This window comes from Sedimenticola selenatireducens DSM 17993, from assembly GCF_000428045.1.
In the GTDB taxonomy this organism is placed as follows: Bacteria; Pseudomonadota; Gammaproteobacteria; order Chromatiales; family Chromatiaceae; genus Sedimenticola; species Sedimenticola selenatireducens.
Window position 1 is genome coordinate 114,800 of record NZ_ATZE01000016.1, and the last position, 22,253, is coordinate 137,052.

Here is a 22,253-nt window from a genome sequence, read left to right on the forward strand (position 1 = left end):
CGATGGCTCAGGAGATTCCCTGCATAACCTCTCGACGGGGATAAATATTCAATTCAACCGGATCGCTTGCGTTATAATATCCCGTTTTATCCCTGACGATTAACCTGACACAAGACAGCCTGACGATCCATGGAAAAGACTTACGACCCCCACAGCCTGGAAAAGCGTTGGTACCAGACTTGGGAGGAGCGCGGTTATTTCGCCCCTTCCGCTGATGCCGACAGCCAGCATCCCTACTGCATCATGATCCCGCCGCCCAACGTCACCGGCAGCCTGCACATGGGCCACGCCTTCCAGGACACCATCATGGATGCGCTCACCCGCTACCATCGTATGAAGGGTGACAAGACCCTGTGGCAGGCCGGTTCCGACCATGCCGGCATCGCCACCCAAATGGTGGTGGAGCGGCTGATCAACGCCGAGGGTAAGACCCGGCACGACTACGGTCGCGAAAAATTCCTCGAGAAGGTGTGGGAGTGGAAAGGCCAGTCCGGCGGCACCATCACCAGCCAGCTACGCCGCATGGGCGCCTCGCTCGACTGGGAGAACGAACGCTTCACCATGGATGAAGGTCTCTCCGATGCCGTGAAGGAGGTGTTTGTCCGGCTGTTCGAAGAGGGACTGATCTATCGTGGCAAACGGCTGGTCAACTGGGACCCGAAACTGCACACTGCCGTCTCCGACCTGGAAGTACTCTCCGAAGAGGAGAATGGCTTCCTCTGGCATATGCGCTATCCCCTGACCCATGGCCAGGGCCATCTGGTGGTCGCCACCACCCGCCCCGAGACCATGCTGGGCGACTGCGCGGTGGCGGTACATCCCGGCGACGATCGCTACAAACACCTGCTGGGCGAGTTCGTGGAACTGCCCCTGACCGGCCGACGTATCCCCATCATTGCCGATGATTATGTGGACCCGGAGTTCGGCACCGGCTGCGTCAAGATTACCCCGGCCCACGACTTCAATGACTACCAGGTATGGCTCAGGCACCGGGACGAGAAGGCAATTGCCGAACAGCCCCACGGCGGCCTGATCAACATCTTCACCAGCGATGCAGCAATCCGTAACCACGAGGCCGATGAAGATGCCATTATCCCGGTCGCCTTTATCGGTATGGACCGGTTTGATGCCCGTAAAAAAGTGGTGGCCGACCTGGAAGCACAGAAACTACTGGAGAAGATCGACGATCACAAGCTGATGGTGCCGCGCGGCGACCGTTCCGGCTCGGTGATCGAACCTTTCCTCACCGACCAGTGGTACGTCAAGGTGGAGCCTTTGGCCAAACCGGCCATCGAGGCGGTGGAGAACGGCAGCATCAAGTTTGTGCCGGACAACTGGAAGAACACCTATTACGAGTGGATGCGCAACATCGAGGACTGGTGCATCAGTCGCCAGATCTGGTGGGGACACCGTATCCCCGCCTGGTACGACGACGAAGGTAACGTCTACGTCGGTCGCTCCGAAGCCGAGGTGCGCGAAAAGCACAAGCTGGCAGCGGACTATACCCTGACCCAGGACGAGGACGTGCTGGACACCTGGTTCAGCTCCGCCCTCTGGCCCTTCTCCACCCTGGGCTGGCCAGAACAGACCGAGCGGGTCAAGACCTTCTACCCCACCAGCGTACTGGTGACCGGTTTCGACATCATCTTCTTCTGGGTCGCCCGCATGATCATGATGGGCATCAAGTTCATGGATGATGTGCCGTTCAAGGAGGTCTATGTGCACGGCCTGGTGCGGGACAGCCATGGCGACAAGATGTCCAAGTCCAAGGGCAATGTGCTGGATCCAATCGACCTGATCGACGGCATCGATCTGGAAGCGCTGGTCAGCAAGCGCACCAGCGGCATGATGCAGCCACAACTGGCAAAGAAGATCGAGAAGGCGACCCGCAAGGAGTTCCCCGACGGCATCCCCAGTTTTGGCACCGATGCGCTGCGCTTTACCTTTGCCTCCCAGGCCACCACCGGCCGCGACATCAAGTTCGACATGGGACGCATCGAGGGTTACCGCAACTTCTGCAACAAGCTGTGGAACGCTGCCCGCTACGTACTGATAAACACCGAAAATCAGGATTGCGGCCAGTCCGGTGGCGAGATGGAGTTGAGCATGGCGGATCGCTGGATCCTGTCACGCCTGCAATCCACCATCAGCACCGTCAGCGAGGCCACCGACGGCTACCGGTTTGATCACGCCGCCAAGGCGATCTACGAGTTCACCTGGAACGAATACTGCGACTGGTACCTGGAGCTCTCCAAACCGGTACTGACCGGTGACAGCGCCAGCCAGGCAGCCCGACGTGGTACCCGGCATACCCTGGTCAACGTATTGGAGACGCTGCTGCGCGTGGCCCACCCGATAATGCCCTACATCACCGAGGAGATCTGGCAGCGTGTTGCCCCGCTGGCAGGCCGCGGTGGCGAGACCATCATGAACCAGCCCTTTCCGGTGCGCGACGATGCCCTAATGGATCAGGCAGCGGTGGCAGAGATGGATTGGGTGATGCAGTTCATCCTCGGCATCCGCAAGATCAAGGGCGAGATGAATATCGCCCCGAGCAAACCGCTGCCGGTGCTGCTGCAGAATGCCAACCCCGAGGATCAGGCCCGCCTGATTCGCAACCGGCACTACCTGGATTTTCTGGCGCGGCTCGAATCGGCCACCCTGCTGGGCAGTGATGACGAGGCACCCGAGTCGGCCATGGCCCTGGTGGGCGGGATGAAACTGCTGATCCCGATGGCCGGCCTGATTGACAAGGAGGCGGAACTGGGCCGCCTGAACAAGGAGATCGGCAAGCTGAAGGAAAATATCACCCGCCTCGAAGGCAAGCTGAACAATCCGAAGTTTGTTGATAAGGCACCCGAAGCCGTGGTACAGAAAGAGCGCAACAAACTGGCGGACGAAATCGCCGTGCTGGAAAAGCTGGAGCAGCAGCTGAAAAAGATCCAGGCGCTGTAATTAAGCCTATGACGGCCACGGACTGGATGCCGGAAAGAATTGCACATCAGTCCGTGGCCACTACACTTTAACCAGTATGAGCCTTTAAGAACCGGCCTATGATCTCCATCGACGCGCAACACGAAGAGTTGAGAAACCGACTGTTCGAAATCCGGCAGGAACACCGGGATCTGGATGTGGCCATCGCCGCCCTTACCGAGGCGGCCTATAAAAACGAGCTGCAACTGAAACGCCTGAAAAAACGCAAGCTGCTGCTGAAGGATGCCATCGCCAAGCTCGAAGATGAGTTGATCCCCGACCTGGATGCCTGATCGTTAACACCAAGTGCAGGAACCGACCAATGAAGATCACCCGACTGAATGAGTGCGAGACCACCCCGGTCAACATGGAGGGCATCAAGGGAGTAACCAAGCAAGTGCCTATCGGCAAGGCGGACGGCGCCCCCAACTTCTCCATTCGCGTATTTACCCTGGAACCGGGTGGCCATACGCCGCATCACTCCCATGAGAGCGAGCATCTGAACTACATCCTGGAAGGAAATGGCGTGGCCATGGAGGGAAATAGAGGGCATCCGATACAGAAAGGCGACTACCTGCTGGTCAAACCCCACGAGGTACACCAGTATCGCAATACCGGCGATAGCCCGCTGGTATTCATGTGTATGGTGCCGAGTGCCTACGAGTAATCCCGGTTCATCAGGGCTGGGTCAAACAGATCACTACCAGCGATTTTACCGGTTTAACCCCGATTCCTGCCTGTTATCGCCCGGCACCTAATGGTACGAACTGTTAAAGAAACTTTACAGTTTGTTCAATTCCTCCACCAGTTCAGATCCTGTACGCCATATACCCGACTGTTTTTATTGGTTATTTTATTATTGGCATGCACCATGCTGCTATTTAGGCAGAAAGGAGCATGGACCATGAAACAGATCACCGAACAATTGACCGAATTGCCATCCCCAATAGAGGTGGACGGTAAACGGAAGATCAAACGCCATGGGCTATTGAGTCAGCGAGCGCTGGCACGGGAAAACCATGCATATGCAGCCACGGCGGGTGTAAGCAATAACTGTCAGAGCGGAGGATTTGTCCCGGCCTTTTATGACACCCTGTCGGATTGCAGTGTTATTTCCCGTTACGCCGACGGCAGCCCGGCACCCATTCATCTGCTGGACGGCGTTCCAGTCGAGTGGGTTTCAGGCTATGACGCAGAGGGTCATGTAGCTGCCCTGCGCCCCGGTGTGATATCCGGCTTCCTGCGGGCTGGGCGTTTCTACACCCGAGAACAGGTGGCGAACGCCGGTTGATCAGCCCCCGGAACTCAAGAGCGGGTGCGAATCGCCAATCTCTTCAACACATGTGCGGTGGCCACCATGGCAAAAGTCGTCGTAACCGTCATGGCCGAACCAAAACCGCCGCAGTGCAGACCCGCGCCAACACTCCCTCCTTCCGGCTTTACGCTACATACCTCCCCCCTGCCATCCGGGTAGACCTGCTGCTCGTCCGAGTAGACACAGGGGACATCGAACCGCCGCTTGGGATTTTTTGGGAAGTCATACTCCTTGCGCAATAGCTTCCGGGTCTTGGCCAGCAGCGGATCATGCTGGGTCTTGTAGAGATCGGTCAGACGGATCTTCAGCGGCTCGGTCTGACCACCTGCGCCGCCCACGGTGATGATACGGATCTTGTTTCTGCGACAATGGGCAATCAGCGCGGCCTTGGTCTTAAAAGCATCAATGCAATCCACCAGATAGTCGTATTGGTTGCCGATCAAGCGCTCCAGATTGTCAATCTCAACAAACTCTTCCCAGGTGATAATCCTGCATTCAGGATTGATTCCCTGAATACGCTCAGCCATGGCATCCACCTTGGCGCGGCCAAACTGACCCTCCAGGGCATGGATCTGTCGATTGACATTGGATTCCGCCACATTGTCCAGATCGATCAAGGTCAGGGTCCCCACCCCACTGCGGGCCAGCGCTTCCGCTACCCAGGAGCCGACTCCGCCGATGCCCACGACGCAGACATGCGACTCGGCAAAACCGCGGAGTCCCGCCTCGCCATAGAGTCTTGCTATACCACCAAATCGTCTTGCGTAATCCATCGGCTACCTGACTGATTAATCATCACGCCGGTCATTGGTTTCTCCAGGCCCGGTCGAGGGGCCCATTCTAAGTGGCCTGACACAATATCCCAACAACTGATTGACCCGGCTTCACGCCCTGGGATATGGTAAATATACCGAACGGTATATTTTTCTAGTCTATGGAAACCAAAGGCGAACGCACACGACAACTCATTATCGAGAAATCACTACAACTTTTCTCCGTAAAGGGTTATCACAGCACATCTATTTCAAATATTTTGGACGCGACAGGCCTGACCAAAGGGGGGCTGTATGGTCACTTCGAAAGCAAAGAGGCGATCTGGTATGCCATCTATGACGAGGCGGTAAGGCGCTGGCGCCGCGTAGTGTTTGACGGGGTTCACGACATTACCGACCCACTCCGGCGGATCGAAAAGGTGATTGAAAACGACCTGATGAACTATCTGGGCAAGGATATCTTTGAGGGGGGGTGCTTCTTCCTGAATGCCCTGGTGGAGCTCTCGGGTCAGTCACTGGAGATGAGCCGTCACATGCTGCGCGGATTCATCGGCTTTTCCAAACTGCTGCAGCAGTGGCTGGTGCAAGCGGAGTCGCAGGGGCAGATCCAGTCCGGCCTGAATCATCGTGAAATTGCCAATTTTATCTTTATCTCGCTGAATGGCGCGGCCGCCCTCTACGCCGTCACCCGGGACGACAGCGTGCTTAAACAGACGACCTCGCAGCTTCATCGTTACGTCCGACAACTGGAAGCCTGATTCCATCGACAACGAAAGCGAGAGACACAATCAAAATATACCTTTCGGTTTATTTTATACAGAACACGCGGCGCGCCTGAACAGGCCGCGATTTACAGAGATATTTGCTGACAGGACATTGCCATGAGTCGACATCTGGAGCGTATTAAAATATTCCAGCGCGAGCTGATCAATCAGGGCCTTGGAGCCGCCCTGCTCTTCTACTCGCGGGATATCTTCTACTATACCGGTATTGCCCAACCGGCCTTTCTCGCCGTATTTCCAGACGACTACCGACTGTTTGTACGTAGCGGCTATCCCTATGCCGTACAGACCGCCGGTATCGAGGCTTCTCACATCAGTGAGGAACGCCGCCTCGACTTCATCTACCAGGAGTACTTCTCCTATCTCTGGAACAAGCGCCTGGGCATTGAACTGGACCTGTTACCGGCCAACAACTACCTGGCCTACCAGAAGTTATTCCAGGGTTTCGAACTGCAGGACGTATCCCCGCTGATCCTTAAGCAACGGACTGTCAAGACGCCCTATGAAATCGAGCAGATCCGCCGCGCCTGCAGGGTGGTCGAAACGGGTCAGCAGGCGATACAGCAGGGGCTGAGACCCGGTATCACCGAACTGGAACTCTCCGCCGTAATCGAGAACAGCCATCGTCTGGCCGGGCATGAGGGGGGCATCTTTCTGCGCCATCCCGACTTGCCATTGGGCATGGGACCAATCAGTTCCGGGGCCAACCTGGGTGATTTCACCGGCCTGGTCTACTCTGTCTCCGGCGTTGGACTGAGCACCGCCCTGCCGATTGGCCCCTCCAACCGGATTATTGATGATGGTGACCCGGTGGTGGTGGATATCCCGAGCATGGTGAACGGCTACCATGCCGACCAGTCCCGCACCTACGTCGCCGGCAGGGCAACTCCCCGATTGAAGGGATTGTATGCCGATCTGCGCGAGATTTCCGACTATGTCATCGACACAATAAAACCGGGTATGGGCTGTGATCAGGTCTATGATCTGGCAGTGGAAAAGGCAGCCGAGATGCGGGTCGAGGAGCAGTTCCTCAGATTTACCGGTGACAGCCACTGCCGGCTGATCGGTCATGGGGTCGGTATCGAAGTGAACGAGCCACCGGTGCTGATTGCCAACAACCGGGCCACCATTCCCGACAGCTGTGTACTGGCCATTGAGATGCACATGCTGGACAAGCGCGCCGGCGTGGTCAAAATAGAGGATACCGTGCTGATCAGCAGTGCGGGCAATGAAATTTTGACCAAGGCATCGCGGGACCTGATCGAGACCGCCGCCGCGAGTTGAGCAGGAGCGAAAATGTCAAAAGAGCGGATTGCACTGGTCGGCGCAGGTGCAGCGGGTAGCGCACTACTGCTGGCGCTGCATCGGGCCGGCTACCCCATTGCCGGCGTGGCCAGTCGGACACTGGAGTCGGCACGACGCTGCGCCGCACTAATCGGCGACCCGCCCGCCACCAGCGACCCGGCACCGGTCGTGGTCAACGCCGACATCATCATACTCGCCACCCCGGACGGCCAGATTGAACCGGCCTGCCACGCCATTGCCGACCAGGGCGTCATCCGGCCCGGCCAGCTGTTTCTCCATCTCAGTGGCGCACTCACCTCCAATGTCCTCGAACCGGCACGGCACAAAGGCGCCGAAGTGCTCTCCCTGCACCCGATCCAGGCGCTGGCCGACCCGCAGAAAGGAGCGGAACTGTTGCGGGGGAGCTGGTTCTGCCTGGAGGGAACCACACCGGCCATCACCCGGGGTGAAGCCCTGGTCAATGCCCTGCAGGGAGAAACCCTCGTCATACCGGCTGAAAAGAAGGCACTCTATCACGCGTCCCTCTGTGTCGCCGCCAACTACCTGGTCACCATCGAGTCCATTGCCGTCACCCTGCTGGAGCAGATCGGCATTGAACGGCAAGCCGGCCTCAAGGCAATACTGCCGCTAATCGCCGGCAGTGTGGAAAACCTGGTCCATTCCGGCCTACCCGACGCGTTGACCGGACCTATCAGCCGGGGCGACACGGCAACCATCACACAGCATATCGACAGTTTGCGGGAGATCCAGCCGGCCTATCAGGCGATCTATCGGATGCTCGGAAAAGAGACCGTGGAGCTGGCCCTGGAGAAAGGCGGGCTGGATCAGGAGCAGGCTGAGCAGATCCGGCTGCTGCTCACCCCGCAACCGCCGGATGCGTGCCTGATCAGTTGAGATTCAGGCCATGGGACCGCCGGTAAGTCTTCAACACGAGACGATTGACCTGTAGGAGGCCCGCCCGCGGGCCGATTCACCGTGACACCGCCGTTCGTAGCAGGACGGGACGGAGCAGTCAGAACCCCTCGAACACACTCTGGGTGCCGTTTTTCCTTGCATCGCTGACATTGCTATCCATGATGAAGTCGAGGAACTCCGCTTCATCCAGTGGCTGACACAACATATAGCCCTGGAAGCAGTGGCAACCGCGCTTGCGCAGAAAATCAAATTCACGGCTGTTCTCAACCCCCTCGGCCACCACGCTCAACCCGAGCTTGGAGGCCATGGTGATAATCGCCTCGACAATACTTACTGTCTCCGGATCGCTGATGATGTCGTTGACGAATGAGCGGTCGATCTTGATCTCATCCAACGGCAGTCGTTTCAGGTAGGCCATGGAGGAGTAGCCGGTACCGAAATCATCAATCGAGAAGCGCACACCCAGGCTTTTCAGATCGAGCATTTTTGCCATCACCTCGTCTAGGTTGGTGACCAGCATGTTTTCGGTCAACTCCAGGGTCAGGCGCGTGGGATTGGCACCGCTGGTTTTCAGGAAGTGCGCCACCTGCATGGCGAAGTCGGCCTGCTGGAACTGCTGGGGGCTGATATTGACCGAGAGGTGGATAGGTCCCGCCTCGGCATACTCATCGGCAATTTTACGCAGCAGATTGCAGGAGACTTCCAGCACCCGGTTACCGAGCGAGGTGATGATACCGATATCCTCCGCCACCGGAATGAACTCGGCCGGCATGATCAGGCCACGGGTCGGATGCTCCCAACGCAACAGCGCCTCGGCACCCAGGGTGTTGCCGGAGAAGTCGTGCTTCGGTTGCCAGAGGATCTTCAGTTCGTTGCGTTCCAGGGCCTGACGCAGATCGTTCTGCATCTGCAACTGCTCTTCGGAACTCTTGTGCATACTGGGCAGGAAGAAACGCACGGTGTTGCGCCCGGCCTCCTTGGCTCGATACATGGCGGTATCCGCCTGCATCAGGACATCATCTGCGGTCTCACCATTCTGAGGGAACAGCGAGACACCGATGCTGGTGGTGGCATAGAGGCGATGGCCGTGCACTTCGTAGGGTTCCGAGAGCGCCGCCAGCACCTTGTTCGCCGCTATATCCACCTGATGGGTAAACTCGTCGAGCACGGCACTCTCCTCCGCCAGCAGCAGGACAAACTCATCGCCGCCCAGGCGAGCCGCTGTATCCTCCCTGCGCAGACAATCGGTAAGGCGTCTCGCCACTTGTTGCAGCAAGGCATCACCGATGGGGTGACCCAGTGTGTCGTTGATGGTCTTGAAATTATCCAGGTCGAGAAACAACAGTGCGCCGATACGGTCATGACGCCGGCAGCGAGCCAGCATCTGATTCAGCCGGTCCAGCAGCAGACGCCGATTGGGCAGATCGGTCAGGGGATCATAGGTCGCCTGATACTCCACCAGTTCCTGGGCCTGCCGCTGTTTGGTGACGTCACGAAAACTCCAGACCCTTCCCACGATCTCCCCTTCGATCAACTGCGGGTGTGAGCGGCTCTCGAAGATCCGTCCGTCGGTAAAGCGCAGGATATCCCTTGTCGCCTCATCGGTATGGGACAACTGATCACGGATGCGATGAATGAACCGTTCCCCATTCTCCATCAGCGGTGCGGTGAAAGCGCGCAACCAGCCCTTTTTATCATCCCGGTCGAGCGTCTGGGGTATCTCCCAAAGGGTCACGAACTTGGTGTTATAAATCACCACTCGCAGATCATTGTCGAGCACCAGAATACCGTCGGTGGTGGAGTTGAGGGTCGCCTTCAGCAGGGAGATGATCTCCTGCAACTGATGCACATCGGCCTGCTCGGTGGTGGCCAGAGGCCAGAGGCCCTCAACATGGGTAGTGGATCGGACATTCTCCAGGCTGTCCGGGCCACGGGAGACCGACCTGGAAATTAGTGTATCCAGTTCATCCATTCTGTCGCCCAGAACCTCCAGTTCACTCCGGAGATCCGGCGCGACACTGCCGTCATCTGTCATATCCAATTCAGACACGCGCTTCCCTCATCTGACAGGTCCGGTCAGATTCTCTGATCCCAGGGGTTATCCATAGCATAGGAACATGGCAGGCCATTGACTCCTTTACTGGAAATCAACGGCCTGCCACATTATCGTTGTTAAACCCCGGAGATCCGAATCGCTATTCCGTCCCTCTCTATAATTTGTGCGGTTATTGTTTGACCTTCACTAAAAGGTCAATATTGTTGTTATGCCTGTTTTGCGGGAGCAATAAACCAAATAAACTCTATGACCAGTACAGGGTGGATCCAATCCGGACTCCGCCGAATGGCTACATAACCCCGACAAAACTGGTCCCCCATGAGTTTTCCCGAGCCTCTCCAACAGTTTATCGGCAACCGACTGGATCGGGAGCTGAACTGGAAAAGCCGCTGCCATCCCCTGTACGGGTATCTGCCGCGGTACTCTTCCACCCCGCTGTTCATCAAGCGTGAGGATGAACTCAACGCCAATGCGGTCGGAACCAAGTATCGAAAATACCTCAGCCTGATCCCGGCCCTAGAGCATAGCGGCAACGAGCGGATAATCTTGATAGGTAGTGCACATTCCAATAATGTGGTTGGGCTCGCTCAGCTGCTTCGGAGTCGTGGCATTGATGTCTCCGCCCTGATAAAAGCGCCTGGCAACAAACAGTTAGTTGGAAATCACTTACTCCTCACCATGCTGTTGCCGCATGACAGAATGCATTATGTCAGCCATCCGGACTGGCCGCGGGTGGAAGAGATCGCGGAACAACTGGTTGCCCGACTGAAACAGCAGGGCATCTCTGCCATGGTGATACCTGAAGGTGGCTATAGCGAAGCGGTACTGCCGGGCATCCTCACCCTGGCCGCCGACCTGCAGCGCAACGGCAAAGAGCTGGGCGTGGAATTCCAGGATATCTGGACCGACAGTGGCACCGGGATCAGTGCCATTGGTCTGCTACTTGGCATGCGGTTGCTTGGGATAACAAAGCCCCGTGTGCATATCACCCACATTGCCGGTAATCCGGAGGAGTTCCAGCAGCGCTATGCACAGTTTGAACGCTGGCTGGAACAGCTGACGCAACAACCGCTGCCGGGAGCGCGGCCGCAAGTCCGGTTTATCCAGCCGGCCACCGCGGCCTCCTACGGCAGCGTCAATCAAACCATCCTGCGAGAGAGCTGGGCCATCGCCCGGGAGACTGGCCTGTTGATGGACCCGGTCTACTCGGTCAAGCACTTTTATACCGTGAAGCGCGAAATGGAACGGCAAGCGCCGGACGGTCCACAACTGATCCTGTACAACGGCGGCACCCTGGGCATGTGCGGATTTCAATCCAGGCTTGCATCCCGGGAACCGATGGTGTAGAAATAATCCCCAGTCAAATACGCCCAGCACCTCGCGGTGCCGTGCGTCAATCGGATGGACAAGGCTCGCCTCCCCATCAAACCTGAATTGAGACAACAGACCGAAAACGGAAAAAGTAACAGACAACTCATGAAAATTCGTTCGCTGATGGTAGTGGTATCTCTGGTAGTGGTAGTCGTAAATCGACTGCGCGGAGAGACTATCGGCTAGCATTTTTCACCCAAATCCGAAAAACCTCCGCATCGAAAGATCCGGGGGTTTTTTTTTGCCCAGGGACGGGCTTATGCCGCGGCGGCCATGGATGGCCGGGAGCGGCTTTGCCCAGGGATGGGGTATATGCCGCGGAGGCCATGGATGGCCGGGAGCGGCCCAGCCTTTGAAGCAGGAGCCAGCAGAGAGATGAATGGTGCTGAATATATTGTTAGAAAACTGATATCAGAGGGAGTCGACACCCTGTTCGGCTATCCCGGCGGCTGTGTCATGCCGCTCTATGACGCCCTGCTGGAGAGCCCGATCAGGCACATCCTCTGCCGGCATGAACAGGGCACGGCCTTTGCCGCGAATGGCTACGCACGTTCCAGTGGCCGCATCGGCGTCTGTCTCGCCACCTCCGGACCCGGCGCCACCAACCTGATGACCGGCCTCGCCGATGCCTACATGGATTCAGTGCCGATGGTGGCCATAACCGGACAGGTGCCGACAGCGCTGATTGGCACCGACGCCTTCCAGGAGATTGATGTGCTTGGCATGAGCCTGCCGATCACCAAGCAGAGTTTCCTGGTTCAGGCGATCGATGAGCTGCCAGAAATATTGGATCAGGCATTCCGGATTGCCCTGGAGGGTCGCCCGGGTCCGGTACTGGTCGACCTGCCCAAGGATATCCAGCTGGCCACACTGTCGGAACCAACAATACCCCACCTCAGTGGGGAACGGATCAGCAACACCACCACCCCGGCGCAGTGGCAGCAGGCGATCGAGCTGATGAATACGAGCCGCAGACCAATCATCTACGGCGGCGGTGGTATTCTGCTTGGCGACGCCGTCAGCCCGTTCCGCCAGTTCGTCGAAACCACCGGTATCCCGGCAGTATTCAGTCTGAAAGGGCTGGGGGCGCTGCCGGGCGATCATCCCCTTAACATGGGCATGCTCGGCATGCACGGCTCTGTGGCGGCCAACCAGGTTGTTCAGGAGGCCGATCTGCTGATTGCAGTCGGCGTCCGCTTCGATGACCGGGTGACCGGCAAGCTGAGCCGCTTTGCCCCCCACGCCCAGGTCATTCATCTGGACATAGATCCGGCAGAGATCGGCAAGCTTCGCCAGGCGGTTTGTGCCCTGCCGGGTGATATCAAGCAGAGCCTGAAGGCACTCACTATCAAGCTGAATCTGTTGGACTGGCAGTCACAGTGTCTCGAACGACTGGAGCAGGACGGCTTTGCCCTGCCAGCGCAGGATGGCATCACCGGCCCCCATTTCATGCGTCTATTGTCACAGACGACCCGGGGCCAAGCCATCATCAGCTGCGATGTGGGCCAGCACCAGATGTGGGTGGCACAACACTACGCCTTCGACCATCCACGCAAACACCTCACCAGCGGCGGACTGGGCGCCATGGGGTTCGGCCTGCCGGCCGCCATCGGCGCCCAGTTGGCAAATTCGGAGATCCCGGTGATCAATGTGGCCGGTGACGGCTCTTTCATGATGAATGCGCAGGAACTGGCCACGATCGGCCGTTACCGGCTGCCGACCAAGATCATCATCCTGGACAACCAGGCTCTGGGCATGGTGCGGCAACAGCAGTCCGTCTGCTACCAGGGACGCTACAGCGAGATTGATCTCTCCGACAATCCGGACTTCTGCACCCTGGCCCGAGCCTTCGGCATTCCGGCCCAATCCATATCGGATCCCGATGACATGGCTTACGCCATCAACAAACTGCTGGAGACACCGGGCCCTGCCCTGCTGCATGTCGCCATCGCAACAGAGCACAATGTCTGGCCGATGGTGAAGCCGGGCGATGCCAATGATCAAATAATAACAGGAGCAAACCCATGATATTCAGTCTGCACATTCAAGCCCGTTCCAATCCGGCCATGCTGGAGAAGATACTCCAGACCACCCGCGTTCGTGGCTTTTCCATCCGCTCCATGGATGTCAAAAGCTGTGATACCGAACGGCTGCTCAAGATTCATCTGACGGTTGAGAGTGATCGTCCACAGGAGCGGCTGGTGACCCAGTTGAACAAGCTCGGCGGTATCCGGGAGCTGACCGCCCTGCATGCAGTGGCTGACTCCGCACCGCTGGTTGAAAGAAATCTCCAGAAAGTGTCGCTGATGTATCCGGTCTGAGCAGTGCGGGAACGGCTGAGTGTGGGCGATAGTTCCGGGACAGGATGATCAGGGATCATCTCAGCCGCGGAAACCCGGAAAACCGGAAAACCGGATGGTTTAGGCGACTGTGAGCCACCACCGGTTTCGGCTAATATGGGGTGTTTTGCGGTGGAGACCAAAATGAAGCATATCGGTGCCCATGTCAGCGCCAGTGGCGGCGTGGAGAACGCCCCGCTCAATGCCCGGGCCATCGGCGCAACCGCCTTTGCCCTGTTTACCAAGAACCAGCGGCAGTGGAAGGCCAAGCCACTAACGGACAACAGTATCGCCCGGTTTCGAGAAAACCTCGAGAGCGTCGCGATTGACCCGCAATTCGTGCTCCCCCACGACAGCTACCTGATCAACCTGGGGCATCCGGAACCGGAGGCGCTGCAAAAGTCCCGGGACGCCTTCCTGGACGAGATGCGACGCTGCGAGCAGCTTGGACTCAGTCTGCTCAATTTCCATCCCGGCAGTCATCTGAAAAAGATCCCCGAAGCGGCGAGTCTTGCCCTGGTGGCCGACTCGATCAACTGGGCTTTGGAGCAGACCACGGGTGTCACCGCCGTGATCGAAAACACAGCCGGCCAGGGCACCAATTTGGGACACCGTTTTGAACACCTGGCCAGCATTATCGAACGGGTGGAAGACAAATCCCGCGTGGGTGTCTGCCTGGACACCTGTCATACCTTTACCGCCGGTTATGACCTGCGCACGGCCGAAGCCTGCGAGCAGACGTTTGCCGAATTTGAGCGAATTGTCGGCTTCGACTATCTGCGGGGCGTGCACCTGAACGACAGCAAACCGGACCTGGGCTCACGGGTCGACCGGCACGAGAGCCTGGGCAAGGGAAAACTGGGCTGGCCGGTGTTCGAGTACATCATGAACGATCCCCGTTTTGAGGAGATTCCCATGGTGCTGGAGACCATCGACGACACGCTCTGGGCCGATGAGATCCGTCAGCTTTATGCTCTGCAACGGTAACCCGGCAATCAAGAAAGAAAAGCGGTTGACCTTTTGTCAGGAATCATTAAACTACCGCGCTCCAACGTTGGTTGTCTGCCTTGCCGGCAACTGATTTGAGCCTCTGCGGAGCGGTAGTTCAGTTGGTTAGAATACCGGCCTGTCACGCCGGGGGTCGCGGGTTCGAGCCCCGTCCGCTCCGCCACTATTGATGAAAAACGGATTCCTTCTGGAATCCGTTTTTTTTTGCCATGGAAGGCCTTATGCAGCGTAGGCCAAGGATGGCCGAGAGCGGCTTTGCCAGGGATGACCTTATGCCACACGGGCCAGGGATCGGCGTAGCCCCCCGTGGTTGCCCTGATCAATCGATGAAAGCGGGCCATGCCCGCGATCGGCCTTCAGCCCGCCTTAAAACTCTTCAGCACCACAAACTTCCGATCCGCCGCCACCTGCCGTACATTGCCGTACAGCCGTTTAAGCTTGACGTGATAATTGAGATGGCGATTACCGATAATGCGCAACTCACCACCTGTCCGCAGCACCCGGCGCGCCTGATTGAACATGCGCCAGGCAATCTCGTCACCCACCACACTGCCCTGGTGAAAGGGTGGATTGCACAGGATCAGTTCGGCGCTGGCGGGGGGAAATCCACTCAGTGCATCCCCTTGACTGAAGCGGGCCGGATTCGCCAGACCGGAACCCGCGAAGGTCGCCTGGGCACTGGCCACGGCCATCGCCGACTCATCGACAAAATGCAGCGTGGCGGCGGGATTCTGTTGCGCGGCCATCAGACCCACCACGCCGTTGCCGCAACCCAGGTCGATAATATCCCGATAGCCATCACTGGCGGGTATATGCGCCAGCAACAGCCGGGTACCGATATCCAACTGATCCCGGGAAAAGACATTGGCGTGATTGATCAACTGAAAATCCGTCCCCTCCAGTGGGTAGCAGACAGGATAGGAAGAGGCGGGAATCTCCAGATCCGCACCAACGGCGGCGAAGATCAGCCGGGCTTTTTTATGTGCCAATGAGGTGGTGGTCGGACCAATAATGCGCTCGAACAGTTGCAGGGTCGAGGTATGGATCTGTTTCGACATGCCACAGCCGATCACCCGACTCTCCGGTTTGAGATGAGGCCGGAGCCGGATCAGTTCATGTTCCAGCAGCGCCAGGGTCTTGGTGACACGAATCAGCACCAGGTCATAGGCGCCCTGGGGTTCATCCAGGGAACCGATAAAGTCAACGCCACTTTCGTCAAGGCCGTTGGCTTTGAGATTCTCCCGCGCCGACCAGTCAGCCAGGTAAGAGTCACTCTGCCGGGTCGGCCCATACCGGGCGAGCGCGCAGCTCAGTGCGCCAAAACCATCATTGATAATCAGAATCCGGCCGCTGATCTCATTCCCGAGATGGGCCAGCAGATACTCATCCGCCGCATCCCAGGCGCGCAGCGTCTCCCGCTTGCGCAATGGATAACGCCGCAGAATGAAACCGCCGGCGGGCGTATCAAGCGTCTGCATGGCGTGGGCCGGTCAGGTAGATATCGTAACGGGTATTGGGGCTGCCGATGGAGAGCGACGGGACACGCTCGGTCAGTGGCGGCGCCTTGACCGGCCGCTTCACCACCACCCGGTGGCCGGCGATGCCAAGCGCGGTCTCCAGCAGTTCGGCACTATCCTGGTCCTCCCCCAGCAGCAGCTGGAACAGGCGCATCTCCTTTTTCACCTTGGCCGATTTCTCCCGATGCGGGTACATGGGGTCGAGATAGACCACATCGGGTCTTTCATCTGGCGGCGCGACATAGTCACGGCCATCCAGACAGTGCAGCCGCATGCGTGCCGCGATCGACTCCACTTCCGGGTCCGCCAGGGCACGCCGCAGGCCATCCGACAGCAGGGCATGGACCACGGCGGAGCGCTCGATCATCTCCACGCTGCAGCCCAGGGTTGCCAGCACGAAGGCATCGCGCCCGAGACCGGCGGTCATATCCAGCACCCGGGGAGTCCAGCCGTTCTTGAGACCGATGGCCCGGGCCAGCGGTTGTCCCCGGCCACCGCCGAACTTTCTTCTATGCGCAGCCTTGCCGTCGACAAAATCCACCATTACAGGCCCGGGGGCATCCGGCCCGAGCTGCCGCAACACCAGGCGATCCGCCTGTAGCAGCAACAGCAGACCCTGTTCGATCTGATCCAATGAATAACACGGGAGCGACAATGCAGCGGCCAGCCGCTCTGCCGCAGGCTGCTGTTCGGATGAGGCGGCGGCCACACCGATAACTGACGATTGTTCTGGCACAAATGATCCTGCGAAACGACTCAGTCCGATATAGGCAAATTATCCCAATTTATCAGCCGTCATTATCGCCAGATATCCACATCCCTGCCCTGCTCGCGTATCTGTTCTGCCCTGGCGGAGATGTAGCGCTGAAAACTGGGTTCCGTTTTATAAGCGTCCGAGAGCAGATAGTCAAAGATTGAGGCCGTGTGAAACTGTTTAAAAAACGCCTCGGAACGGATCACCTCCCCTGCCTCCGGATCAAACAGCACCACGGAGGGGGCATAGTTGATCGCCAACGCCTGAGCCCACTCCCGCGCCGTGGTGCGTTTTCCGTCCGGGGTGATAATCGGCGTGTTGGACCACATGTCCAGTTGGATTGCGTGCGTGCGCCCGACCAACTGACGGATCTCCGGGTCACTCAGCAGTTCCTGATGCATGCGGCTGCAGGCCGGGCAATCTCCCTGCTCGAAGAAGACAGCCAGCGGCTCCCGAACCAGACTGAGATCATGGGGCGCGGCAATAAAAAACGGCTGTGACTGGAGTTGTCTGCCCGCCGACAGCGTCGTTTGACGGGACGCCAGATAATCACGATAGGCTTGCTGCTGTTCGAGCCGGCCACCGATATAATCCAGCGCCAGCTTGAAGGTAGCCGGGGGAATATAGCCATTGAGCCGGAGAATCACCTGCCCCGCTTCATTCAGAAACAGCAGGGTCGGGGTAAATTGCACCCGCAGCGAGGCGGCAAAGGTCTTTTCCGTCTGCTCCTGACCATCCATATCCATTACCGGACGGTCACCCCACATGTTGACACTGATGACATCCAGTTCACGGCGCATCTGCTCCTCGATATCCCGTTGGGCGAGGTTGCGCTCCACCATCAGATTGCAATAGGGACACCCATTCTGGTGAAAAAACAGCAACACTCGCCGGCCTTCCGCCGATGCCTCTGCCACATCCTCCCGAATGTCCAAAAAGCTCTCCTTGAACCAGTCCGGATAAACCGTCTCCCTGGCCCCGAGAAAACGACCCTCAGACTCGGCCGCAGCCGCGCCGCCGAACAGCAACAGGAGTGACAGCCAGCCACACAACAAGAGAGACTTCAACATTGTCCAAACACCTTAAACACTGGTAACGTACCCGCAAGCATAGCAGGTGGATGCGACAACCATAATAGATCAGGAGGCAGCATGAAAATCTCCATCGATGTGACACCGGAAGAGATGCGAAAACTGATGGGCTGGCCGGATGTGCAGGGATTGCAGGAGGAGATGATCGACAAGATCCGCGAGCAGATGAATGCCGGCGCCGAAGGCTACGACCCGCTCAGCCTGATGCAGCCGTTCTTTGCCCAGTCGGCCAATTCAATGGAAAGCTTCCAGAAGATGGTGGCCGGCATGATGAGCGCTTACAGCAAGAAGAGCGATTAGGCCATCCTATGGCAGTTAGGCTGCACCACCCGTGAACTCACGGGTCACGCCCCGTAGATATCATAGAAAAAGTAGCCGGTGATGAGCACGCTGGCGAGGATGACGAACTGCCGAACCAGCCGCTGTGGCAGCCGGCGCGCCGCATGGGCGGCCACATAACCGCCGGCCAGAGTGCCCAGCAAGACCAGGGTGCCCTCATACCAGGCGATCACGCCATCGAAAATAAACAGCGCTATGGCGATCAGTGAGACTACAGTGGAAACCAGCAGTTTAAGGCCATTCATGGCATTGATATCCGTATGTCCCGCCAGCGCCAGATAGCTGAGGATAACGATCCCCAGCCCGGCGTTGAAAAACCCCCCATAGATGCAGATCCCAAGCAGAAACAGCAGAAGCAGCAGTTTACCGATACTGGAGGCATGACGGTGAGCAGAGGCCATCCGCTTCAGTGTCCGGTTGATCCAGCCTCCGAAGATAAAAAGCAGCGTGGCAAACAGCAGCAGCCAGGGAATCGCCTCGCGAAACAGCGTCTCCGGTGTCTGCAACAGTAGCCAGGCACCGACAATACCCCCCAACAGGCTGAGGAGAATAAATCGCGGCAGTTCATTCCGGTGCGCGGACAGCTCGTTGCGGAAGGCGTAGGCGCCACTCATATAGCCGGAACAGGAAGAGAAGGTATTGGTGGCATTGGCGCTGATCGGCGGAACCCCGACAAACAGCAGAGCCGGAAAGGTAATAAAACTGCCTCCACCGGCGATGGAGTTGACCACGCCGCCAAAGAATCCGGCCAGGAAAAGGAACAGCGCTTCAAATAACATGGCCAACCGTTGTTAAAATCAGGATGCCGAGAGATTATCAGCTTCCACACGGTGACCGCCAGACACAGCCTGGCCACTTTTTCGTCGCCCTTTGTACCGCATCTTCGATTAACCCTGTTTTAAAAACCTTCAGGAGAGACTGGACATTTTCAGGCCGGCAATCCCGATAATAATCAGCAACACGCTGAACAGGCGAACAGTGTTCACAGGTTCGCCCAGGAGGGTGATCCCAAGAATCACGGTACCGACCGCACCCACGCCAACCCAGACAGGATATGCGGTACCCACCGGCAGAGTACGCATGGCGATACCCAGCAGCCACAGGCTGATGATCATGGATAGCACGGTCCAGAAGCTTGGCCAAAACCGGCTGAATCCCTCCGTATACTTCAAACCTATCGCCCAACCGACCTCAAACAGGCCCGCTATCACCAGTGTCACCCAAGCCATAAAACTTTCCTTCAGCATGGTGGAGTCGTCCCCGATCGGGACCAAAAAGAGTCGCCACGCCCGAATCATTAGAGTAGTTGATTACCGTCTGAAGCAGACTTTGCTCACCAGCTTTCCTCTCCAGCCGGAAAACCTGGTGCGGAGATAACAGACGCCACTACGCCAGGCATGGCAGAAAATTCAAGGCAACCAGATTGAAAAACAGCCCCCACTGAGCTGGTGGCTGTTCTCCAGACGGATAAAGCCCTGCTGTTCTCCATTGCGATGCATCTCGGCAATCATGGTGGCGAAATAGAGGCCCAACTTGGTCCTGCCTTCGGCAAGCGCACCATGATCATCCTCCGCCGATTGTTTTGACAGCATCTGCTCCGGATACCCGCTCCCGTTATCCTCCACCCGAAACACCAGATACCCCGCTTCCTGGGCAGCGGAAATCAGCAGCCGGTCGCGGGTGTAGCGGATACCGTTGCCCACCAGATTGTTCAGTACGTTGCGGATCAGGTTTTCATCAAAATAACCGAACAGCTCCGGATCACAATCACTGACAAGTTCAATATGATTGGCCTCGGCGGATGAGCGGTTCTCTGCCATTATTTCCGCGATAAAAATGGCCACATCCACCTCCTCGATGGAGGGTGAGATACGTTCATTCTCGATATTGTAGAGGGTAAGCAGTTCGATCAGGTTGTTATTGAGCCGTTTTGCTTCATTTTGCAGCACGGTCATACGTGCCGGCTTATCAAAATCGACCGCGGCATCGGCAGTGATCTCATCAAGGGTATGAATCACCATACTGAGTGAGTTCTTCATGTCATGAATCAACGATGCGAGCACGTCATAAAACTTCATCCATTTTCCCTCTTCTCAGGGTTGGCTGAATTCCTTAACAACTGCTTCAGCATGCTTTGCATTTTATGCAGGGTACGGTCCTCGGAATCCATCTGACGTACCCTTTCCAGGTATTCACGTACCTTGGCAAGCAGATCGGTATCAATGCCGGACTCATTCATGTGCAGCATAAAAATCCGCGCCGCATTGAGATTCACCACCTTGTTACCAGGCATACCCACTACCGCCTCTTCAAACAGCAGCATGGCTTCATCCAGCTTGCCAAGTTTGGCCAGTTCCACACCACGATTGTTCAGTCTGACGATCTCTTTCTTTATTCCGGCAATCATTGCACCGGGATCTTCGGAGAGGCCGAGGTCACCCATGGTCTCGCCCACCGCTTTCAAAAACAGTTCATCGGAGTGATTGTTTTTCACTGCCTGATGAAGCAGTTCGCTGGCGCGCTCCGTCTCGCCCATCCTGTTACAGGTGCGCGCCATATCCAGCGCAAGTTCCGGTGCAGCCTGGGTGCCAAGTTCCTTATAGAGCTCATGAGCCTCAATCATACATTGACGGGCACGCGCTCCGTTATTCATATCCTCCTGAATGGTGGCTTCGGTCATGGATGAGTAAAGCTTGGCTTCCGTATCTCCCTTGTAGGCTTTTTTCAGATCACGCAGCACCATCAAGGCAGCATCACCACTGGCAGTAACCGCCTTGGCCCTGGCCAGATTGGCATAGATGGAGGGGTGTTTATAGATGGAGTGTTTACCAAGGCGAATCGCCTGACCGAAGGCACGCTCCGCGACCTTTTCGTCATGATTACGCAATGCCAGCTCCCCCAGAGCACGTTGCCGCACAATGGCTTTGGCAGAGTGAGCGGTAGCTGTCTCCAGCACTTTCTGAGCCTCTTCCGGCTCATCCATGGCCTGGTGTGTCCTGGCCAACCAGTCATACGCCGCCATAAAACGTTCGTTGCCGTCGATAAGGCCTTGGAAAACCTGCTTGGCCTCTTGGTATCGCTTGTTGCCATAGTAGGACTTTCCGATACCTACCCTGGCCCAGGCAATTTCACGTTGAGACAACACGCCGGAATAGATCGCTTCTGCCTGATCGTAGGCACCTGCCTTGAGTGCAAGGTCAGCCTTGATCTTGACAAATTCGTTGAGATTTCTTGGGTTTTCGGCAATACGCCTGTCCAACAGATCATTGGCCAGTTCGTATTCGCGCCGATCAATAGCCTGTTCTATCTCCAGCAGGTCGGCCTTTTTGTTCAGCAACCGTTCAATCCGTTGCGCCAGCAGATCCTTGGTGAAGGGCTTGGTCAGATATGAATCCGGCTCGTACTCCACGGCGCCCATGACCATCAGACGGGTATTCTCGGCAGTGATCATAACAAAGATCGAACTGACACCGATCAGTTTCCTGGCGCGTATTTCCTCCAGAACCTGCTGTCCGTCCCGGCCCTCGCCCAGATTGTAATCACACAGGATGACATCATAGCGCTTGGACTCAATATGCGAGATAGCCTCGCGTCCATTGGCGACCGAGTCGATATCCGTTACCCCAAATGACTGCAGCATGTTGCGCAAAACGCCGCGCATATCGCCATAGTCATCCACGATCAAAAAACTTAACTGCTCTATTTTCGATGCCAT

The 22,253-nt window shown here is 57.2% G+C and carries 21 protein-coding genes and 1 tRNA gene; 13 read left to right on the plus strand and 9 right to left on the minus strand.

All coding sequences use genetic code 11. The features are described from left to right. Positions 1 to 129 precede the first annotated feature (129 nt). The 4 genes from A3GO_RS0114610 to A3GO_RS0114625 all read left to right on the plus strand — a co-directional run bounded on the left by A3GO_RS0114610 (position 130) and on the right by A3GO_RS0114625 (position 4,264). Positions 130 to 2,955 (plus strand): valine--tRNA ligase, encoded by a 2,826-nt coding sequence (locus A3GO_RS0114610; RefSeq protein ID WP_029134029.1) that lies wholly within the window; start codon positions 130 to 132, stop codon positions 2,953 to 2,955. A 98-nt stretch (positions 2,956 to 3,053) separates the two neighbouring features. Then, entirely contained in the window at positions 3,054 to 3,266 is a 213-nt protein-coding gene (locus A3GO_RS0114615; RefSeq protein ID WP_037375515.1) for a YdcH family protein, read from the plus strand. 29 nt (positions 3,267 to 3,295) lie between these two features. Further along, a complete protein-coding gene (locus A3GO_RS0114620) occupies positions 3,296 to 3,640 on the plus strand; it encodes a cupin domain-containing protein (RefSeq protein WP_029134031.1) in 345 nt (114 codons plus the stop codon). Positions 3,641 to 3,877: 237 nt separating this feature from the next. Continuing rightward, the gene (locus A3GO_RS0114625; protein WP_245621744.1) at positions 3,878 to 4,264 is read left to right on the plus strand and encodes a hypothetical protein; all 387 of its coding nucleotides are present in this window, start codon (positions 3,878 to 3,880) and stop codon (positions 4,262 to 4,264) included. 14 nt (positions 4,265 to 4,278) lie between these two features. Here the strand turns inward: A3GO_RS0114625 and tcdA are convergent, their stop codons facing one another. Beyond that, complete coding sequence (gene tcdA, locus A3GO_RS0114630; protein WP_029134033.1) at positions 4,279 to 5,061, minus strand: tRNA cyclic N6-threonylcarbamoyladenosine(37) synthase TcdA; 783 nt, start codon at positions 5,059 to 5,061, stop codon at positions 4,279 to 4,281. 161 nt (positions 5,062 to 5,222) lie between these two features. Here tcdA and A3GO_RS25420 point away from each other — a divergent pair, with 161 nt between their 5' ends. From A3GO_RS25420 to A3GO_RS24020, 3 genes are all read left to right on the plus strand, one after another. After that, a complete protein-coding gene (locus A3GO_RS25420) occupies positions 5,223 to 5,819 on the plus strand; it encodes a TetR/AcrR family transcriptional regulator (RefSeq protein WP_051302366.1) in 597 nt (198 codons plus the stop codon). A 123-nt stretch (positions 5,820 to 5,942) separates the two neighbouring features. Then, positions 5,943 to 7,127, plus strand: coding sequence for a M24 family metallopeptidase (locus A3GO_RS0114640; RefSeq protein ID WP_029134034.1), 1,185 nt, complete (start codon positions 5,943 to 5,945; stop codon positions 7,125 to 7,127). Between the two features lie 12 nt (positions 7,128 to 7,139). Beyond that, entirely contained in the window at positions 7,140 to 8,042 is a 903-nt protein-coding gene (locus tag A3GO_RS24020; RefSeq protein ID WP_051302368.1) for a Rossmann-like and DUF2520 domain-containing protein, read from the plus strand. 118 nt (positions 8,043 to 8,160) lie between these two features. Here A3GO_RS24020 and A3GO_RS24025 read toward each other — a convergent pair whose 3' ends face one another. Further along, complete coding sequence (locus A3GO_RS24025; RefSeq protein WP_157606833.1) at positions 8,161 to 10,113, minus strand: putative bifunctional diguanylate cyclase/phosphodiesterase; 1,953 nt, start codon at positions 10,111 to 10,113, stop codon at positions 8,161 to 8,163. Between the two features lie 324 nt (positions 10,114 to 10,437). On the opposite strand from A3GO_RS24025, the gene A3GO_RS0114655 reads away from it, so the two are divergent. The 5 genes from A3GO_RS0114655 (at position 10,438) to A3GO_RS0114675 (ending at position 15,000) form a co-directional block, all read left to right on the plus strand. Then, positions 10,438 to 11,466, plus strand: coding sequence for a 1-aminocyclopropane-1-carboxylate deaminase/D-cysteine desulfhydrase (locus A3GO_RS0114655; protein ID WP_029134035.1), 1,029 nt, complete (start codon positions 10,438 to 10,440; stop codon positions 11,464 to 11,466). Positions 11,467 to 11,865: 399 nt separating this feature from the next. Continuing rightward, positions 11,866 to 13,518, plus strand: coding sequence for an acetolactate synthase 2 catalytic subunit (gene ilvG / locus A3GO_RS0114660; RefSeq protein WP_029134036.1), 1,653 nt, complete (start codon positions 11,866 to 11,868; stop codon positions 13,516 to 13,518). Further along, on the plus strand, positions 13,515 to 13,811 hold the full coding sequence (locus tag A3GO_RS24030) for an ACT domain-containing protein (RefSeq protein ID WP_037375517.1): 297 nt from the start codon (positions 13,515 to 13,517) through the stop codon (positions 13,809 to 13,811). Before ilvG ends, A3GO_RS24030 begins: the two co-directional genes overlap by 4 nt. A 162-nt stretch (positions 13,812 to 13,973) precedes the next feature. After that, the gene (gene nfo, locus A3GO_RS0114670) at positions 13,974 to 14,816 is read left to right on the plus strand and encodes a deoxyribonuclease IV (RefSeq protein ID WP_029134037.1); all 843 of its coding nucleotides are present in this window, start codon (positions 13,974 to 13,976) and stop codon (positions 14,814 to 14,816) included. 107 nt (positions 14,817 to 14,923) lie between these two features. Further along, positions 14,924 to 15,000, plus strand: a tRNA-Asp gene (locus tag A3GO_RS0114675). 193 nt (positions 15,001 to 15,193) lie between these two features. Here the strand turns inward: A3GO_RS0114675 and A3GO_RS0114680 are convergent. The 3 genes from A3GO_RS0114680 to A3GO_RS0114690 all read right to left on the minus strand — a co-directional run bounded on the left by A3GO_RS0114680 (position 15,194) and on the right by A3GO_RS0114690 (position 18,178). After that, complete coding sequence (locus tag A3GO_RS0114680) at positions 15,194 to 16,315, minus strand: methyltransferase (protein WP_029134038.1); 1,122 nt, start codon at positions 16,313 to 16,315, stop codon at positions 15,194 to 15,196. After that, a complete protein-coding gene (locus tag A3GO_RS0114685; RefSeq protein WP_037375519.1) occupies positions 16,302 to 17,090 on the minus strand; it encodes a class I SAM-dependent methyltransferase in 789 nt (262 codons plus the stop codon). The genes A3GO_RS0114680 and A3GO_RS0114685 overlap by 14 nt, the downstream gene beginning before the upstream one ends. Positions 17,091 to 17,152: 62 nt before the next feature. Next, positions 17,153 to 18,178 carry a thioredoxin family protein gene (locus A3GO_RS0114690; protein WP_029134040.1) on the minus strand — a complete coding sequence of 342 codons (1,026 nt, stop codon included), beginning with the start codon at positions 18,176 to 18,178 and terminating at the stop codon, positions 17,153 to 17,155. A gap of 81 nt (positions 18,179 to 18,259) precedes the next feature. On the opposite strand from A3GO_RS0114690, the gene A3GO_RS0114695 reads away from it, so the two are divergent. Continuing rightward, positions 18,260 to 18,499 (plus strand): DUF6489 family protein, encoded by a 240-nt coding sequence (locus A3GO_RS0114695; RefSeq protein ID WP_029134041.1) that lies wholly within the window; start codon positions 18,260 to 18,262, stop codon positions 18,497 to 18,499. 44 nt (positions 18,500 to 18,543) lie between these two features. Here the strand turns inward: A3GO_RS0114695 and A3GO_RS0114700 are convergent, their stop codons facing one another. The 4 genes from A3GO_RS0114700 to A3GO_RS0114715 all read right to left on the minus strand — a co-directional run bounded on the left by A3GO_RS0114700 (position 18,544) and on the right by A3GO_RS0114715 (position 22,253). Then, the gene (locus tag A3GO_RS0114700; protein WP_029134042.1) at positions 18,544 to 19,317 is read right to left on the minus strand and encodes a sulfite exporter TauE/SafE family protein; all 774 of its coding nucleotides are present in this window, start codon (positions 19,315 to 19,317) and stop codon (positions 18,544 to 18,546) included. Between the two features lie 129 nt (positions 19,318 to 19,446). Beyond that, the gene (sugE, locus tag A3GO_RS0114705; RefSeq protein ID WP_029134043.1) at positions 19,447 to 19,767 is read right to left on the minus strand and encodes a quaternary ammonium compound efflux SMR transporter SugE; all 321 of its coding nucleotides are present in this window, start codon (positions 19,765 to 19,767) and stop codon (positions 19,447 to 19,449) included. Between the two features lie 180 nt (positions 19,768 to 19,947). Then, on the minus strand, positions 19,948 to 20,616 hold the full coding sequence (locus tag A3GO_RS0114710; protein ID WP_029134044.1) for a sensor histidine kinase: 669 nt from the start codon (positions 20,614 to 20,616) through the stop codon (positions 19,948 to 19,950). Beyond that, on the minus strand, positions 20,613 to 22,253 hold the full coding sequence (locus A3GO_RS0114715) for a response regulator (RefSeq protein WP_051302373.1): 1,641 nt from the start codon (positions 22,251 to 22,253) through the stop codon (positions 20,613 to 20,615). The genes A3GO_RS0114710 and A3GO_RS0114715 overlap by 4 nt, the downstream gene beginning before the upstream one ends.

Bases quoted from the DNA above. Each gene is read 5' to 3' on its own strand.
- A3GO_RS0114610 (WP_029134029.1), top strand. From the start codon at position 130: ATGGAAAAGACTTACGACCCCCACAGCCTGGAAAAGCGTTGGTACCAG.
- A3GO_RS0114615 (WP_037375515.1), top strand. From the start codon at position 3,054: ATGATCTCCATCGACGCGCAACACGAAGAGTTGAGAAACCGACTGTTC.
- A3GO_RS0114620 (WP_029134031.1), top strand. From the start codon at position 3,296: ATGAAGATCACCCGACTGAATGAGTGCGAGACCACCCCGGTCAACATG.
- A3GO_RS0114625 (WP_245621744.1), top strand. From the start codon at position 3,878: ATGAAACAGATCACCGAACAATTGACCGAATTGCCATCCCCAATAGAG.
- tcdA (WP_029134033.1), bottom strand. From the start codon at position 5,061: ATGGATTACGCAAGACGATTTGGTGGTATAGCAAGACTCTATGGCGAG.
- A3GO_RS25420 (WP_051302366.1), top strand. From the start codon at position 5,223: ATGGAAACCAAAGGCGAACGCACACGACAACTCATTATCGAGAAATCA.
- A3GO_RS0114640 (WP_029134034.1), top strand. From the start codon at position 5,943: ATGAGTCGACATCTGGAGCGTATTAAAATATTCCAGCGCGAGCTGATC.
- A3GO_RS24020 (WP_051302368.1), top strand. From the start codon at position 7,140: ATGTCAAAAGAGCGGATTGCACTGGTCGGCGCAGGTGCAGCGGGTAGC.
- A3GO_RS0114655 (WP_029134035.1), top strand. From the start codon at position 10,438: ATGAGTTTTCCCGAGCCTCTCCAACAGTTTATCGGCAACCGACTGGAT.
- ilvG (WP_029134036.1), top strand. From the start codon at position 11,866: ATGAATGGTGCTGAATATATTGTTAGAAAACTGATATCAGAGGGAGTC.
- A3GO_RS24030 (WP_037375517.1), top strand. From the start codon at position 13,515: ATGATATTCAGTCTGCACATTCAAGCCCGTTCCAATCCGGCCATGCTG.
- nfo (WP_029134037.1), top strand. From the start codon at position 13,974: ATGAAGCATATCGGTGCCCATGTCAGCGCCAGTGGCGGCGTGGAGAAC.
- A3GO_RS0114680 (WP_029134038.1), bottom strand. From the start codon at position 16,315: ATGCAGACGCTTGATACGCCCGCCGGCGGTTTCATTCTGCGGCGTTAT.
- A3GO_RS0114690 (WP_029134040.1), bottom strand. From the start codon at position 18,178: ATGTTGAAGTCTCTCTTGTTGTGTGGCTGGCTGTCACTCCTGTTGCTG.
- A3GO_RS0114695 (WP_029134041.1), top strand. From the start codon at position 18,260: ATGAAAATCTCCATCGATGTGACACCGGAAGAGATGCGAAAACTGATG.
- A3GO_RS0114700 (WP_029134042.1), bottom strand. From the start codon at position 19,317: ATGTTATTTGAAGCGCTGTTCCTTTTCCTGGCCGGATTCTTTGGCGGC.
- sugE (WP_029134043.1), bottom strand. From the start codon at position 19,767: ATGGCTTGGGTGACACTGGTGATAGCGGGCCTGTTTGAGGTCGGTTGG.
- A3GO_RS0114710 (WP_029134044.1), bottom strand. From the start codon at position 20,616: ATGAAGTTTTATGACGTGCTCGCATCGTTGATTCATGACATGAAGAAC.
- A3GO_RS0114715 (WP_051302373.1), bottom strand. From the start codon at position 22,253: ATGGCATCGAAAATAGAGCAGTTAAGTTTTTTGATCGTGGATGACTAT.